Consider the following 14,716-nt stretch of genomic DNA (forward strand, 5'->3'; position numbering starts at 1 on the left):
ATGGCCGAGGACCAGCAGGACCCGACGCAGGACAAGACCACGCCGCTGCACGACGAGCACGTCGCGCTCGGCGCCAGCCTCACCGGCTTCGGTGGCTGGCTGATGCCGCTGCGCTACACCTCGGACCTCGCGGAGCATCGTGCGGTGCGCGACGCCGCGGGCCTGTTCGACCTGTCGCACATGGGGGAGATCCATCTCGAGGGGCCGCAGTCCGGCGCGGCGCTCGACGCCGCCCTGGTCGGCAACGCGAGCGCGATCGGCGTCGGCCGGGCGCGGTACTCGATGATCTGCGCCGACGACGGCGCCGTGCTCGACGACCTCATCGTGTACCGGCTGGCGGACGAGCACTTCCTCGTCGTCGCGAACGCGGGCAACGCGCCGCGCGTCGCGGCCGAGCTGGTGGCGCGTTCGGCCGCGCACGACACGGTCGTGACGGACCGGTCGGCCGAGACGGCGCTGGTCGCGGTGCAGGGCCCGCAGGCCGAGGAGATCGTCGCGTCCCTCACGGCCGCGGACGACGTCGAGACGGTCCGCACCATGAAGTACTACGCCTCCGCGCCCGCCACGGTGGCCGGGGTCGCGGTGCTCGTGGCCCGCACCGGGTACACGGGGGAGGACGGCTTCGAGCTGTTCGTCCCCGCCGACCGGGCGGTGGGGCTCTGGCGCGCGCTGCTCGCGGCGGGGGAGCCCCGCGGCCTGGTCCCGGCGGGCCTGTCCGCGCGCGACTCGCTGCGCCTGGAGGCCGGCATGCCGCTGTACGGGCACGAGCTGGACGAGACCACCACCCCGTACGAGGCCGGCCTCGGCCGCGTGGTGAAGCTCGACAAGACGGGGGCGGACGGCGAGGCCCTGCCGTTCGTGGGGCGCGACGCGCTCGCGGCCCGGGCGCAGAGCGCGCCGGCGCGCGTGCTCGTCGGGCTGCGCGGCGAGGGTCGTCGGCCCGCCCGCGCGGGCTACGACGTCGTGCAGCGCGGTCTCGACGGCGCCGTGGGTGCCGTCGTCGGGCACGTGACGTCGGGCGCGCCGTCGCCGACGCTCGGGTACCCCGTCGCGATGGCGTACGTGACGCCCGAGGTGTCCGCCGAGGGCTCGGAGCTCGCGGTCGACGTCCGCGGCCGAGCCGAGCCGTTCGTCGTCGTGCCGCTGCCGTTCTACAAGCGGGCGTAGGACGATCGTCCTCGAGCACCCCCTCCCTCTCCAGCCGTGAACACCGAAGGAGCAGTCCCCATGGCCGACTTCCCCGAGAACCTCCGCTACTCCGCCGAGCACGAGTGGGTCGACGACGCGTCGCCCGCGACCATCGGCGTCACCTCCGTCGCCGCCGACGCGCTGGGCGACGTCGTCTACCTCGAGCTGCCCGAGGTGGGCGCCTCGATCGAGGCGGGCGCCGTCGTCGGCGAGATCGAGTCCACCAAGTCCGTCTCGGAGCTGTACTCGCCGGTGAGCGGCACCGTGGTCGAGGTCAACCAGTCCGCGGTGGACGACCCCGCCGTCGTGAACTCCGACCCGTTCGGCGCGGGCTGGCTCTTCAAGGTCGACGTGACCTCACGCGGGGCCCTGCTGACGGCCGACGAGTACGCCGCCCAGGCGGGCTGACGCTTTCCCCGGCATCGTGACCAAATCGTGACATCGGCGCCCGAATTGGGTTGATTGCCTGGGATAACCGCGCTGACCTGCGACGACGCGGCCGGCCCCGCCCTTCGAGGGCGTGCGGCCGGCCGCCGTCGTCGGTTCGCGGCAACTATCCCAAGTTCTTCCGCGTCATAACGGGGCTCCCCGACCTTCTTCATCCATGACGGCTTCCCCTGGTCGACTTTCGGTCGACGGCCGTCGCCGGAGGAAAAACGATGAGCATCATCGAGATGGCTGGCCCTGTGCCGAACCGCCTGCTGACGCGTCGCGAGCGAGTGGTCCTGTCCAACCTGTCCGAGGACGTCACCCTCGAGCAGATCGCGACCAAGCTCTTCGTCACCCGCAACACGGTGAAGTCGCAGGTTCGCAGCGTGTACCGCAAGATCGGCGTCTCGAGCCGGGCCGATGCTGTCGCATGGGCGCGACAGGCCGGCTTCGGCGCCATCTGACAGCGGTGGTGCCGGGCCCCGCTCGACGACAGGGGAGGTCGTCGGTGCGGGGCTCTCGCACGTCCGGGCACGGTACCGGGCACGGTGCCTCGAGCACGGGCCACCGGTGCCGGATGGCAGACTCGCGGTATGACAGCAGCACGCCGCCTCGTGGTCGCCGCCGCGATCGTCGACGACCTCGACCGCCCGGCGCGCCTGCTCGCTGCCCGGCGGAGCCGGCCCGAGCACCTCGTCGGGCGGTGGGAGTTCCCCGGCGGCAAGGTGGACCCGGGGGAGACACCGGTCGAGGCGCTGCACCGCGAGCTGCGCGAGGAGCTGGGCGTGCGGGTCGAGCTCGGCGACGAGGTGCCCGGCCCCGACGACGGCGGCTGGATCATCACGGACCGGCACGTGCTGCGGCTGTGGTTCGCGACCGTCGCCGAGGGTGACCCGCGGCCCCTCGTGGAGCACGACGACCTGCGCTGGTTGGACCGGGAGACGCTCCTCGACGTCGACTGGCTGGACGGCGACGTCCGCATCGTCGAGACGCTCGAGACCGTCCTCGACCCGGTCGACGCCGCCCGCTGAATCGCCCCGCAGGCACCATCGCGCCGCCGCGCCTAGGTTCGGACCATCGTCGGACGAAGGAGCAGCGCGTGGGTGCAGCGATCGGCCAGTCCCTGCCCGTGGCGGTGGGTGTGCTCATCAGCCCGCTGCCCATCGTGGCGGTCGTGCTGATGCTGGTCAGCAGGCGGGCCAAGGCCAACGCCGGCGCCTTCCTGGTCGGCTGGTTCGTCGCGGTCCTGGTCGTCGTCGCGCTGGTTGCCGTCCTCGCCGGGTCCTCCGCGCCGGACGACGGCGGCCCGCCCGCCTGGGCGAGCGTGACGAAGATCGTGCTCGGCGTGCTGCTCCTGCTGCTCGCGGTGAAGCAGTGGCGCGGGCGGCCGCGCGAGGGCGTGGCTCCGGAGACGCCGAAGTGGATGGCCGCGATCGACCAGTTCACGCCGGGCAAGGCGCTCGGCCTCGCCGTCCTCCTGTCCGCGGTCAACCCGAAGAACCTGCTGCTCGTCGTGTCCGGCGGCGCCGCCATCGCCGCGGCCGCGCCGGGCGACACCAACGCCCAGGTCGTGGCCGCCGTCGTCTTCGCGCTGATCGCCAGCGCCGGCGTCGTGACCCCGCTGATCATCTACCTCGTCATGGGGGAGCGCGCCGCGGCCGTCCTCGACGGGCTGAAGACCTGGATGATCACCAACAACGCCGTCATCATGGCCGTCCTGCTGCTCGTCATCGGCGCCAAGATGATCGGCGACGGCATCACCGCGCTCTGATCCTCGACCCGTCCGCCACCCAGCGGGCGGGCTCAGCCTGCGAGGAGGTCCGCCGCGCCGGCCGGCATGGCCGGCGCGGCGGGCCGCACCACGCACCGGAAGCCGATGTGCGTGGTGGCGGAGTCCACGGACTGCGCGGAGCGTGCGGCGGGGCGGTAGCGCAGGCAGTACTCGGGCGCGCACAGGTGGGACCCGCCCTTGAGCGCCTTGCGCGGCTGCCGCTCGCCGGGGGCGATCGACGCGCGGGCGGCGGGGCCGAGGTCGTCGGACGACGGCGCGCAGCACGCGCCGTCGTGCGCGTGCCGGGCGTCGCCGGTGAGGTAGAACGTCGTCGTCCACTCCCACACGTTGCCGATCATGTCCGCCAGGCCGTAGCCGTTGGCGGGGAAGGAGCCGACGGGGGAGGTGCCCACCCAACCGCCGGCGCCCGTGTTCGCGTACGGGAAGCGGCCCTGCCACGTGTTCGCCATGAGCCGGCCGTCCGGCCGTGGCTCGTCGCCCCACGCGTACCGGGCGCCGTCGGTGCCGCCGCGCGCGGCGTACTCGAACTCCGCCTCCGTGGGCAGGTCGCGGCCCGCCCAGCGCGCGTAGGCGAGGGCGTCGTCGAACGCGACGAGCACCACCGGGTGGTCCCCGCGGCCGTCGACACCCGTGCCCGGGCCGCCCGGGTGCCGCCACGACGCGCCGGCCTGCCAGCGCCACCACCGCGTCCAGTCGGCCAGGTCCACCGGCCCGCGCGTGGGGGTGAAGACGAGTCCGCCGGGCACCAGGACGGCGGGGTCCGCGCCGGGGAAGTCGGCGGGGTCGAGCTCGCGCTCGGCCACGGTCAGGTACCCCGTCTCGGCGACGAACCGCGCGAACTGGGCGTTCGTCACCGGATGTTGCTCGACGGCGAAGGCGTCGACCTCGACGTCCCGCACCGGGCCCTCGTCCGGGTAGAACTCCGTGGATCCCATGCGGAACCGCCCGGCGGGGACCTCCACCAGCGGGGTGAGAGCGGTGGCGGTAGTCATGGGGCCATCCTGCCCGGTCGCCGCGCGGCGTGGCACGCCCGGTGCCACGATCGGTCCGGCGACATCCCTGTCTCCGCGACCGACCGAGAGGACCCCTCGATGGCCACGTTCACCGTCTGGAAGTTCGACGACCCCGTGGCGGCCGACGGGGCCGCGGCGATCCTCCGGAGCGCGGCATCGGACGGGCTGATCACCGTGATCGACCACGCCGTCGTCTCGTGGCCCGTCGGTCAGGCGACGCCCACGACGAAGCACTCCCACGACGACCAGAAGCGGGGCACCGGGTGGGGCGCCTTCTGGGGCCTGCTGCTCGGCGTGCTGTTCTTCATGCCGATCCTCGGCGCCGCCGCCGGGGCGGCGATCGGCGCCATCTCCAAGACCACGGCGGCCGTCGGCATCGGCAGGACGCAGCTCGAGACGATCCGCGAGCAGGTCACCACCGGCACCTCCGCCCTGTTCGCGGTCACCGAGGACGGCGACACCGACCGTGTCGGCGAGCGGTTCCACGGCATGCACGCCACGCTCATCGCCACGAACCTCACGGACGCGGAGCGCGCGGCGCTGCTGGAGACCTTCGGCGCCTGACGGCGCGCCGGGGTACGGCCCGGCGCGCCGCGCACGTCGTCTCCGGCGCCCGCGGGAGCGGGGGCGTGCGGCGGCGGCGACGGTACGGTGGCCGCAGCGCCCAGCATCCGTGGTCGACGTCGACCCCGAAGGACGGAGCATCCGTGCCGCACCTCGCGCCGCTCGCCGTGGCCCCCGGGCTCCTCGACGACCGGGGGTCGAGCGTCGTGGAGCGGCGCCGCCGGCTGGCGGCGCTGGCGACGAAGGAGGGGCGATGACGGGACGGACCGCGGCCCGCGGCGGGGCCGACGACGGCTTCGAGCTGCGGACCGACCTGCTCACGCGGGTGGCGCACGCGCACGACGCGTCGCACTACCTGCTGCGCCCCGAGGCGGTGGCGCGCGCGCACGACCTGGACGGCGTCGTCGCGGCGATGCGGGAGGCGAGCCGGCGCGGGCTGGCGGTGACGTTCCGCTCGGGCGGCACCAGCCTGTCGGGACAGGCGTCGGGCGCGGGGATGCTGATCGACACGCGCACCCGGTTCGCGCGGGTGGAGGTGCTGGACGGCGGGGAGCGGGTGCGCTGCCAGCCGGGCGCCACGCTGCGCCTGGTCAACGGGCACCTGGCACGCCACGGCCGCCGGCTCGGGCCGGACCCGGCGAGCGAGGTCGCGTGCACCGTCGGGGGAGTGGTGGCCAACAACTCCTCGGGGATGTCGTCGGGCACCACGCGCACCGCGTACCGGACCGTGGAGTCGATGACGGTGGTGCTCCCCAGCGGCACCGTCGTCGACACGGGCGCGCCGGACGCCGACGTCCGCCTCGCCGCCCTCGAACCGGACCTGCACCGCGGCCTCGCGGCGCTGCGCGACCGCGTGCGCGGCAGCGCGACGATGCGGGCCGAGGTGGAGCGGCAGTTCGCGATGAAGAACACCATGGGCTACTCGGTGAACGCGCTGCTCGACCACGACACCCCGGTGAGGATCCTCGAGCACCTGATGATCGGGTCGGAGGGCACGCTGGGCTGGGTCGCCGACGTCACCTTCCGCACCGTGCCGCTGCTGACGCGCGCCGCGACGACGCTGCTGGTCTTCGACTCCCTCGAGCGCGCCACGGACGCGCTGGTGCCGCTCGGCGCGTCCGGGCCGGAGGCGATCGAGCTCATGGACGCCGCGTCGCTGCGCGTGGCGGCAGCCGACCCGAAGGCGGACCCCTCGATGCGGGCGCTCGCCGGGGGCACCGGCATCACGGGGCAGACGGCGCTGCTGGTCGAGTACCGCGCCGCGACCGACGACGGGCTCGCCCCGCTGCAGGACGCCGCCCGCGCCGCCGTCGGCGGCCTCGCGCTGGAGCTGCCCGCCACGCTCACCACCGACACCGCCACCCGCGAGCGCCTGTGGCGGGTGCGCAAGGGCCTGTACACCGCGGTCGCGGGCGCGCGCCCGGCCGGGGCGACGGCGCTGCTGGAGGACGTCGTCGTCCCCGTCCCGGACCTCACCGCGACCGTGCGGGCCCTGGGCGGCCTGTTCGCCCGGCACGGCTACGACGACGCGGTCACGTTCGGGCACGCCAAGGACGGCAACCTGCACTTCATGATCTCGCCGCGCCTCGGTGACGCGGCCGAGCTGGACCGGTACGCGGCCTTCAGCGACGACCTCGTCGACCTGGTGCTCGGCCACGGCGGCTCGCTCAAGGCCGAGCACGGCACCGGCCGCATCATGGCGCCGTTCGTGCGCCGCCAGTACGGCGACGAGCTGTACGCCGTGATGCGGGAGGTCAAGCGGCTGTTCGACCCGCGCGGCGTGCTCAACCCGGGCGTGATCATCACCGACGACCCGCGCGAGCACCTGCGCGACCTCAAGGTCGAGGCCTCCGCCGGCGGCGAGGACGCGCCGCTCGTGGACCGGTGCGTGGAGTGCGGGTACTGCGAGCCGGGCTGCCCGTCACGCACGGTGACGACGACGCCGCGTCAGCGCATCGCGCTGCTCAAGGAGCTCGCCGTCGCGCCCGAGGGTGAGCGTGAGGAGCTCGCGAAGGCGTACGAGTACTGGGGGGTGCAGACCTGCGCCGCCGACTCGATGTGCGTCGAGGCGTGCCCGGTCGGCATCGACACGGGCGTCGTGATGAAGGGGCACCGGGCGCGGTCGACCCCGGCGCTCGTGCAGAAGGGCGCCGAGGCGCTCGCCGGGTCCTGGGGGCCGGTGGTCGACGTGCTGCGCGGCGCGCTCGGCGTGGTGCAGAAGGTGCCCACGCCCGTGGTGCGCGTCGCGTCGGAGGTGGCGCGCGGCGTCGTCGGGACGGACGTCGTGCCGCGGGTCGACCGCGACCTGCCCGGACCGGGCCTCCAGCGCGAGGAGGGCGACCTCGCGGCAGGCGACGGGGGCTCGCCCCGCGCCGTGCTGTTCGCCTCCTGCATGGGAGAGCTGTTCGCCGCGTCACCCCGGGGCCTCCCGGACTTCGACGGGTCCGCGCTCGGCGCGGAGCTCGCCTTCCGCACCCTGTGCGAGCGTGCCGGCATCGGGCTGGCCGTGCCCGAGGGGATCGGCGGGCTGTGCTGCGGCACGCCGTGGGTGAGCAAGGGCCTGCCCGACGGCGCGGCGCGGATGGCGCGGCAGGTGCTGGACGCGCTGTGGACGGCGACACGCGGCGGCGAGCTGCCGGTGGTGTGCGACGCGTCGAGCTGCACGCACGGGCTGGTCGAGATGCGGCACCACCTGTCGGCGCAGGACCGCGAGCGGTTCCGGAGGCTGCGGATCGTCGACGCCGTGACGTTCGTGCGGACCGACGTGCTGCCGGCGCTCGCGGACCGCGAGGTGGCGATCGAGCGGCAGAGGAGCGTCGTCGTGCACCCCACGTGCGCGACCGTGCACCTGGGGGCGGTGGACGACCTGACCGCCGTCGCCGCCGCCGTGGCCGACGACGCCGTCGTCCCGGCGGCGTGGGGCTGCTGCGGCTTCGCCGGCGACCGCGGCATGCTGCACCCCGAGCTCACCGCGGCCGCCACGCACGCCGAGGCCGCGGACGTCGCGGCGGGGGAGCGGGCGCTGCCGGGCGGCCGGTACGACGCGTACGTCTCCTCCAACCGCACCTGCGAGATGGGGATGGCGCGCGCCACCGGGCGCGACTACGTGCACGTGCTGGAGCTGCTGGAGGCGGCGACGCGCTGAGCCCGGCGCTCAGGAGGCGACGTCGGCCCGCAGCGCGGCGACCACGGTGGGCCAGCGTCCCGCGCGACGCACGAGCAGGACGTCGGCCCGCGCGCCGGGCTCCAGCGTGCCGCGGTCGTGCAGGCCCGCGGTGCGCGCGGGCCCGGACGTCACGAGCCGGACGGCGCCGGGCAGGTCGGTGAGGCCCTCGCGCACGAGCACCTCGACGGCCGTGAGCAGGGACGACGGGACGTAGTCGGACGCCAGGGCGTCGACCAGGCCGCGGGCCACGAGCTCGCGGGCGGAGACGTTGGCGGCGTGGGAGGAGCCGCGGACGGCGTTGGGCCCGCCTGCCACGACGTGCAGCCCGTGCTCTCGGGCCGCGAGCGCCGCCTCGACGGTGGTCGGGAACTCGGCGACGGCGCCGCCGCGGGCGACGAGCGCCTCGACGTCGGCCCGGTCCTGCGGGTCGTGCCCGGCGAGCCGGACCCGTCCGGCTCGGGCCCACCCGCCCAACCGGTCGAGGGCGGCCGTCGCGACCTCCGACCGGTCCTCGCGCTCGGCCCGCCAGGCGGCCACGTGCGCGCGGGCGTCGGACGGGTCCATGCCCTCGCGCTCGACGAGGAAGCGCTCCATCGTCGCCGGGTCGGCGTACTGCCCGATGCCCGGGGTGTGGTCCTCGTGCGAGACGAGGGGCGGCACGCCGCAGGCGTCGGCGTCGAGGGCGGCCTCGAGGTCCGCGAGCCCGGTCGGGCAGCGCACGTCGACCCGGTGCAGCACCTTCGCGCCCGCGTCCACGGCGACCGGGTCGCGCAGCGCCGCCAGCAGCGGCTCCGGCCCGGGGTCGCCCGCCGTGAGGCCGACCGGCGTGCGCTCGCCGAACGGGACCCCGTGGAACGCGGTGAGCACGCCGCCCGCGGCGAGCCTGTCGGTGGCGGTCCGCACCGCGAGGTCGAGCGGCAGGTCCGCCCCGGGGCGCGGCCGCCGCTCGTGCGCCAGGACGTCCGTGTGGACGTCGACGAGGCCGGGCAGCAGCAGCGCCCCGCCGCCGTCGAGGTCCGCCCGGAAGCCCGGCGGCCGCGTGCCCACCTCCGCCACGCGGCCGGCGTGCACGACGAGCCGGGCGTCGTCCACCACCCGGTCGGGCAGGACGGCGCGGACGCCGGCGAGCGACCACTCTGCGGGCGGGGCGCCGAGCGGCCAGGGCCTCCCGGTCGTAGGGCGCAGCTCGGTGAACACCGGGGCATCTTGTCCGGACGACCTGGCGCGACGGTTAACGAGGCTTCACCCGGCGTTCATGTCCCCGGGGTCACCCCTTCTTCCCGGGCTTCCAGACTCCTGGACGGCGCCGGGGGTCGGCGCGCACGCGGAGAGCCTCGAGGCGGAGACGACATGAAGACCACCAGGACCACCCTCGCGGCCGTGGCGCTCGCCGGCGCCGCGGCAGTCGCGCTCGCCGGCTGCGGGTCGCTGGGCACGGCGTCCGCGGGCGGCGGCACCACCGAGCAGGGCTTCCCCGAGGTGCTGCGCCTGGGCGCCATCCCGGCGGAGAACTCGACGAACCTCGCCGAGGGCTACGACCCGATCATCCAGATGCTCGAGGAGGAGACGGGCGCGAAGGTCGAGGTCAGCCAGGCCTCCGACTACGCGGGCGTCATCGAGGGGCTCATCGCCGACAAGGTCGACCTCGCCTTCCTCGGGTCGTTCGGGTACGTCCTCGCGACGCACAACGACGCCGCGATCACGCCGCTGGCGTCCGTCATCGCCGAGAAGGGCGCGGAGCCCGGCTACTACTCCCTCGGCATCACGCAGGGGGACAACGACGCCGTCGACGGCCTGGAGGACTTCGCGGGGAAGACGGTCTGCCTCGTGGACCCGGGCTCGACGTCGGGCTTCCTGTACCCGTCCGCCGGCCTCATCGACGCGGGCGTCATCGAGTCGGGCACGGAGAAGGACGTCGCGGCCGGGGTCGAGCCCGTGTACGCGGGCGGTCACGACGCGTCGGCGCTGGCCGTCGCGTCGGGCGACTGCGAGGTGGGCTTCGCCATGCAGTCGATGGTCGAGGAGACGCTGCCGGCGTCGGGCGACCTCGCCGACGGCGACCTCAAGGAGGTCTGGAGGTCGGCGACGATCTCGGGCTCGCTGTTCGTCGGCAACGACGCCCTCGGGGACGAGGTGAACCAGAAGCTCACGACGCTGCTCACCGAGAAGGCGAACGCCGACTACCTGCGCGAGCAGGGCTACTGCGACGGGGAGTGCCTGCTCACCGACGAGGACGCGTGGGGCTTCGTGCCCGCGAAGGACGCGGACTACGACGGCACGCGCGAGGTCTGCACCATCACCAAGTCCGACAAGTGCGAGGAGTGACCGTGCCGGCCGGCGACGAGCCCCTGGTGCGGGTCCGCGGCCTCCGCAAGGAGTTCGACGGGACGCCGGCCCTCGGCGGGGTGGACCTGGACGTGGCGCGCGGCGAGCTCGTCGTGCTGCTGGGGCTGTCCGGCTCCGGCAAGTCGACGCTGCTGCGCTGCCTCAACGGCCTGCACCGGCCGTCCGGCGGCGAGGTGACGGTGGCCGGCACGCGGGTGGACCGCGCGTCCGCGCGCGAGCTGCGGCACCTGCGCACCGAGGTGGGCTTCGTGTTCCAGCAGTTCAACCTCGTGGGCCGCCTCACCTGCCTCGAGAACGTGCTGATCGGCGGGCTCGGCCGGGTGCGCGGGCCGCGCTACGGCGTCTCGACCTACTCGCGCCGGATGCGGGCGGAGGCGATGGCGCACATCGAGCGCGTGGGGCTCGCGGCGCAGGCGTACCAGCGCGCCGACACGCTGTCCGGCGGCCAGCAGCAGCGTGTCGCGCTGGCGCGCACGCTCATGCAGCGCCCGCAGCTCGTGCTCGCCGACGAGCCGGTCGCCTCCCTCGACCCGGAGAACGCCGGCACGGTGATGGACCTGCTCGTGCGCGTGTGCGCGGAGGAGGGGCTCACCGTGCTGTGCACGCTGCACCAGGTGGACCTCGCGCTCGGCTGGGCGGACCGCCTCGTCGGCCTGCGGCAGGGCGAGAAGGTGCTCGACCGGCCCGCGGCGGGGCTCACGCGGGACGAGGCGATGGCGATCTACCGGCGGGTCGAGCCCGCCGCGGTGGCGGCATGACGGCGGCGACGCAGGCGCGGCCGCCCGGCGGGGCGTCCGCACCGGAGCGGCCCGACGACGGCGCGGGCCGCGCGCCCGCACCGGGGCGGGACCCGCTGCGCCCGCCGGCGGACGGACGGCGCCGGGCCCTGCGCTGGCTCGCCGGGGGCGGCGTCGTCCTCGTGCTGGTCGCGTCGTCGGCGATCGGCCTCGACCTGCCCACGCTCGTCGCGGGCGGCGAGGACGTCGCGAACCTGCTCGGCCGGATGGTGCCGCCGGAGCTGTCGGACCCGGCCAGGATCGCGACGCTCGCGCTGGACACGGTGCTCATGGCGTTCCTCGGCACGGTCCTGGCGACGCTGCTGTCCGTGCCGCTGGCGTTCCTCGCGGCGCGCACCACGACGCCGCACCCCGCGGTGGCGGCCGCCGCCCGCGGGGTCATCACGTTCTGCCGCGCGGTGCCGGACCTCGTGTTCGCGGTCCTGTTCGTGCGGGCGCTCGGCCTCGGGGTGCTGCCGGGCGTGCTCGCGCTGGCGCTGCACTCGGTGGGCATGCTCGGCAAGCTGTTCGCCGACGCGATCGAGGGCGCCGACGAGGGGCCGCGCGAGGCCGTGCGCGCGGTCGGCGTGGGCCGGGTGCGCGAGCTGCTCAACGGCGTCGTGCCGCAGGTCGTGCCCGCCTGGGTCTCGGCCTTCGTCTACCGCGTGGACATCAACCTGCGCACCTCCGTGGTGCTCGGCTTCGTCGGGGCCGGCGGCATCGGCTTCGCCCTGCAGGACGCGCTGCGCGGCCTCGTCTACCCCAAGGCGATGGGGATCGTGCTGGTCATCCTCGTGCTGGTCGCGGGCATGGAGCTGCTGTCGATGGCGATCCGCCGCACGCTGCTCGCGCCGAAGAACCCCCGGTACGGGCGCGACCGTGCGGTGCGCCTGGCGGTCGGGGGAGCGGCCGCCGTGCTGCTCGTCGTGTCGTTCGTGCGGCTCGACATCGACCCGCTCGCCCTGGTCACCTCGGTGCCCGCCCTGCTCGCCGTCGCGGGCCGGACGTTCCCGCCCGACCTCACCACCCTGGGCCCCGCGCTGTGGGAGGCCCTGCTCCAGACGCTCGCCATCGGGCTGTCCGCCACCGGCATCGGCGTCCTGCTGTCCCTGCCGCTGGGCCTGCTCGCCGCGCGTACCGTGGCACCGCACCCGCTGGTGTACGGCGCCGCCCGCACCGTGATCCTCGTGGTGCGGGCGATCCCCGAGCTCGTCCTCGCGGTCGTCTTCGTCGCCGCGGTGGGGCTGGGGCCGGTCGCGGGCGCCGTCGCGCTCGGCATCGGGTCGATCGGCTTCCTCGGCAAGCTCGTCGCCGACGCCGTCGAGGAGATCCCGCCCGGGCCGGCGGAGGCCGTCCGCTCCGTGGGCGGCGGCTGGTGGAAGGTCCTGTTCGCCGCCGTGCTGCCCCAGGGCATGCCCGCGATCGTCGGGTCGGGGCTGTACCTCCTGGACGTCAACATCCGCACCTCGACGATCCTCGGGATCGTCGGTGCCGGCGGGGTCGGCTTCCTGCTCTTCGAGGCCGTCCGCACCCTCCACTTCCAGGTGGCGGGCGGGATCGTCCTGCTCGTGTTCGTCGTCGTCCTGCTCATCGAGAGGCTCTCCGGGTGGATCCGCGCTCAGCTGTCCTGACCACCGTCGCGCTGTGGGAGGGCGGCGACGCCGTCCGCATCGTCGACGTCCCGCTCCCTGCGCTCGGCCCGGGCGAGGTGCTCGTGCGCGTGCTGCTCGCCACCGTGTGCGGCAGCGACCGGCACACCGTCTCGGGGCGGCGGTCGTCGCCGTCGCCGTCCGTGCTCGGGCACGAGGCCGTCGGCGAGATCATCGAGGTGGGCCCCGGCGGCGCCGTGGGCGACGACGGCGGCGCGCTCGCCGCGGGCGACCGCGTCGTCTGGGGCGTGACCGTGGCCTGCGGGGACTGCGACCGCTGCCGGGCCGGGCGCACGGCCAAGTGCCGGTCCGTGCGCAAGGTGGGACACGAGGCCTTCGACTCGGCCTGGCCGCTGTCCGGCACGTACGCGCGGCACCTCGTGCTGCCGGCCGGGTCGACGATCGCCCGCGTGCCGGTGACCGTGCCCGACGCCCTCGCCGCGCCCGCCGGGTGTGCCACCGCAACCGTGATGGCGGCGATCGAGGCCGCCGGCCCGCTGCCCGGTCGCCGTGTGCTCGTCAGCGGCGCCGGCATGCTCGGCGTCGCTGCCGTGGTGGCGGCGCGGGACGCCGGGGCGGCGGAGGTGGTCGTCACCGACCCCGACCCGGGCCGCCGCGGCCTCGCGGCCCGGTTCGGCGCTGACGCGGCCCTGGGGACCGCGGAGCCCGTCGGGGAGGTCGACGTCGCGATCGAGCTCTCCGGCGCGAGCCCCGCCGTGGCCCGGTGCCTGGACGCGCTCGACGTCGGCGGGCGGCTCGTGCTCGTCGGGTCGGTGGCGCCGTCGCCCGCCGTGCCGCTCGACCCGGAGCGCGTGGTGCGCGGCTGGCTCACCGTGACCGGCGTGCACAACTACGAGCCCCGCCACCTGCGGGCCGCGCTCCTGCTGCTCGACCGGACGCGCGACGCCGTGCCGTGGGGCGAGCTCGTCACGCCCGCCGCGCCGCTGGTCGACGTGGCCGCGCTGCTCACCGGGCCGGCCCTCTCCGCGCCCCGCGCGGCGGTGGCGCCGTGACGCCCGCCCGCTCAGCCGCCCTGGCCCAGCTCCAGCACGACGCGCACGGCGTCGGCGCGCACCCAGCGCTCGGTGAACAGCAGGGGGCGGCCGTCGGTGCCGTCGCGCGCGAGGCTCACCATGAGCCACGCCGGGTCGCCGGGACGGCAGCCGAGGCCCTCGCTCGCCACCTCGGGCGCGGGCTCCACGCTGGCCCGCGTCCACGCCCGCTCGGGGCGGGTGCCGGCCGACTCGCGCAGGATCGTGTCCAGGGACTCCTCGAGCCGCAGCGCGGCGGGCAGCTCGGGCACGAGGCGGCGGGCGAGCCACTCGACGCCCCACGCGGCGGGCATCTCGTCGATGTGCGACCGCCGCACCAGCCGGAACCCGCGCGTGCCGGCCGGGACCTCCAGCGCGCCGGCGACGTCGTCCGGCAGCGCGACGTCGTCGCAGGCCAGGACGACGGTGCGCGGCGACGCGCCGGCCTCGCGCAGGGTCCGGCTCCACGACGGCGCGCGCCCCGGCGCCACGAGGTAGTCGACGCGGCGGCGCGTGAACGTGCCGAGGCCCTGGACGCGGCTCACGAGCATCCGGCGCTCCAGCTCGCCCAGCGCGGCCCGTGCGGCGGCGCGCCCGACGCCGAACCGGCGACCCACCTCCGCCTCGGAGGCGACGCGCGTGCCGGACGGCAGCCCCGCGAGCTCGTCCGCGAGCACCCGCACGATCTGCGCCGACGGCGTCGCCGGTCCCTTCTCGCTTGCCACGCCCGGACCGTACCGGCCCCAGGTGGCCGTGCGGTGA

At 75.6% G+C, this 14,716-nt stretch carries 14 protein-coding genes; 11 read left to right on the forward strand and 3 right to left on the reverse strand.

Features of this window, described 5'->3' with window-relative positions; translation table 11 throughout:
* From gcvT to B5Y66_RS10580, 5 genes are all read left to right on the forward strand, one after another.
* Positions 1–1,167, forward strand: a complete 1,167-nt coding sequence (gene gcvT, locus B5Y66_RS10560; RefSeq protein ID WP_079574199.1) for a glycine cleavage system aminomethyltransferase GcvT — start codon at positions 1–3, stop codon at positions 1,165–1,167.
* 60 nt (positions 1,168–1,227) lie between these two features.
* Positions 1,228–1,596, forward strand: coding sequence for a glycine cleavage system protein GcvH (gene gcvH, locus B5Y66_RS10565; RefSeq protein ID WP_079574201.1), 369 nt, complete (start codon positions 1,228–1,230; stop codon positions 1,594–1,596).
* A 251-nt stretch (positions 1,597–1,847) separates the two neighbouring features.
* Complete coding sequence (locus B5Y66_RS10570; protein WP_079574203.1) at positions 1,848–2,081, forward strand: helix-turn-helix domain-containing protein; 234 nt, start codon at positions 1,848–1,850, stop codon at positions 2,079–2,081.
* A gap of 129 nt (positions 2,082–2,210) precedes the next feature.
* Positions 2,211–2,648, forward strand: a complete 438-nt coding sequence (locus B5Y66_RS10575) for a (deoxy)nucleoside triphosphate pyrophosphohydrolase (RefSeq protein WP_079574205.1) — start codon at positions 2,211–2,213, stop codon at positions 2,646–2,648.
* A gap of 68 nt (positions 2,649–2,716) precedes the next feature.
* A complete protein-coding gene (locus B5Y66_RS10580) occupies positions 2,717–3,388 on the forward strand; it encodes a GAP family protein (protein WP_079574207.1) in 672 nt (223 codons plus the stop codon).
* 32 nt (positions 3,389–3,420) lie between these two features.
* Here the strand turns inward: B5Y66_RS10580 and B5Y66_RS10585 are convergent, their stop codons facing one another.
* Positions 3,421–4,401, reverse strand: coding sequence for a formylglycine-generating enzyme family protein (locus B5Y66_RS10585; protein WP_079574209.1), 981 nt, complete (start codon positions 4,399–4,401; stop codon positions 3,421–3,423).
* Between the two features lie 99 nt (positions 4,402–4,500).
* Between B5Y66_RS10585 and B5Y66_RS10590 the strand changes: the two genes are divergently transcribed.
* Together B5Y66_RS10590 and B5Y66_RS10595 are read left to right on the forward strand one after the other, a co-directional pair.
* Positions 4,501–4,986 carry a DUF1269 domain-containing protein gene (locus B5Y66_RS10590; protein WP_079574211.1) on the forward strand — a complete coding sequence of 162 codons (486 nt, stop codon included), beginning with the start codon at positions 4,501–4,503 and terminating at the stop codon, positions 4,984–4,986.
* Positions 4,987–5,239: 253 nt separating this feature from the next.
* On the forward strand, positions 5,240–8,131 hold the full coding sequence (locus B5Y66_RS10595) for an FAD-binding and (Fe-S)-binding domain-containing protein (protein ID WP_079574213.1): 2,892 nt from the start codon (positions 5,240–5,242) through the stop codon (positions 8,129–8,131).
* A 9-nt stretch (positions 8,132–8,140) separates the two neighbouring features.
* Here the strand turns inward: B5Y66_RS10595 and B5Y66_RS10600 are convergent, their stop codons facing one another.
* Positions 8,141–9,349, reverse strand: coding sequence for an alpha-D-ribose 1-methylphosphonate 5-triphosphate diphosphatase (locus B5Y66_RS10600; RefSeq protein WP_245807046.1), 1,209 nt, complete (start codon positions 9,347–9,349; stop codon positions 8,141–8,143).
* A gap of 153 nt (positions 9,350–9,502) precedes the next feature.
* Between B5Y66_RS10600 and B5Y66_RS10605 the strand changes: the two genes are divergently transcribed.
* From B5Y66_RS10605 to B5Y66_RS10620, 4 genes are read left to right on the forward strand one after another with little or no spacing between them, the layout of a single operon-like run.
* Complete coding sequence (locus tag B5Y66_RS10605; RefSeq protein ID WP_079574215.1) at positions 9,503–10,477, forward strand: phosphate/phosphite/phosphonate ABC transporter substrate-binding protein; 975 nt, start codon at positions 9,503–9,505, stop codon at positions 10,475–10,477.
* 2 nt (positions 10,478–10,479) lie between these two features.
* Positions 10,480–11,256 carry a phosphonate ABC transporter ATP-binding protein gene (gene phnC, locus B5Y66_RS10610; protein ID WP_217700775.1) on the forward strand — a complete coding sequence of 259 codons (777 nt, stop codon included), beginning with the start codon at positions 10,480–10,482 and terminating at the stop codon, positions 11,254–11,256.
* Positions 11,253–12,905: a phosphonate ABC transporter, permease protein PhnE gene (phnE, locus tag B5Y66_RS10615; protein ID WP_079574219.1), complete on the forward strand. Its 1,653-nt coding sequence runs from the start codon at positions 11,253–11,255 to the stop codon at positions 12,903–12,905. The genes phnC and phnE overlap by 4 nt, the downstream gene beginning before the upstream one ends.
* On the forward strand, positions 12,881–13,936 hold the full coding sequence (locus B5Y66_RS10620; RefSeq protein WP_079574221.1) for a zinc-binding dehydrogenase: 1,056 nt from the start codon (positions 12,881–12,883) through the stop codon (positions 13,934–13,936). Before phnE ends, B5Y66_RS10620 begins: the two co-directional genes overlap by 25 nt.
* An 11-nt stretch (positions 13,937–13,947) precedes the next feature.
* Here B5Y66_RS10620 and B5Y66_RS10625 read toward each other — a convergent pair whose 3' ends face one another.
* The gene (locus tag B5Y66_RS10625; RefSeq protein ID WP_079574223.1) at positions 13,948–14,679 is read right to left on the reverse strand and encodes a GntR family transcriptional regulator; all 732 of its coding nucleotides are present in this window, start codon (positions 14,677–14,679) and stop codon (positions 13,948–13,950) included.
* Positions 14,680–14,716 lie beyond the last annotated feature (37 nt).

Source organism: Krasilnikoviella flava (genome assembly GCF_900167525.1).
Lineage (GTDB): Bacteria > Actinomycetota > Actinomycetes > Actinomycetales > Cellulomonadaceae > Isoptericola > Isoptericola flavus.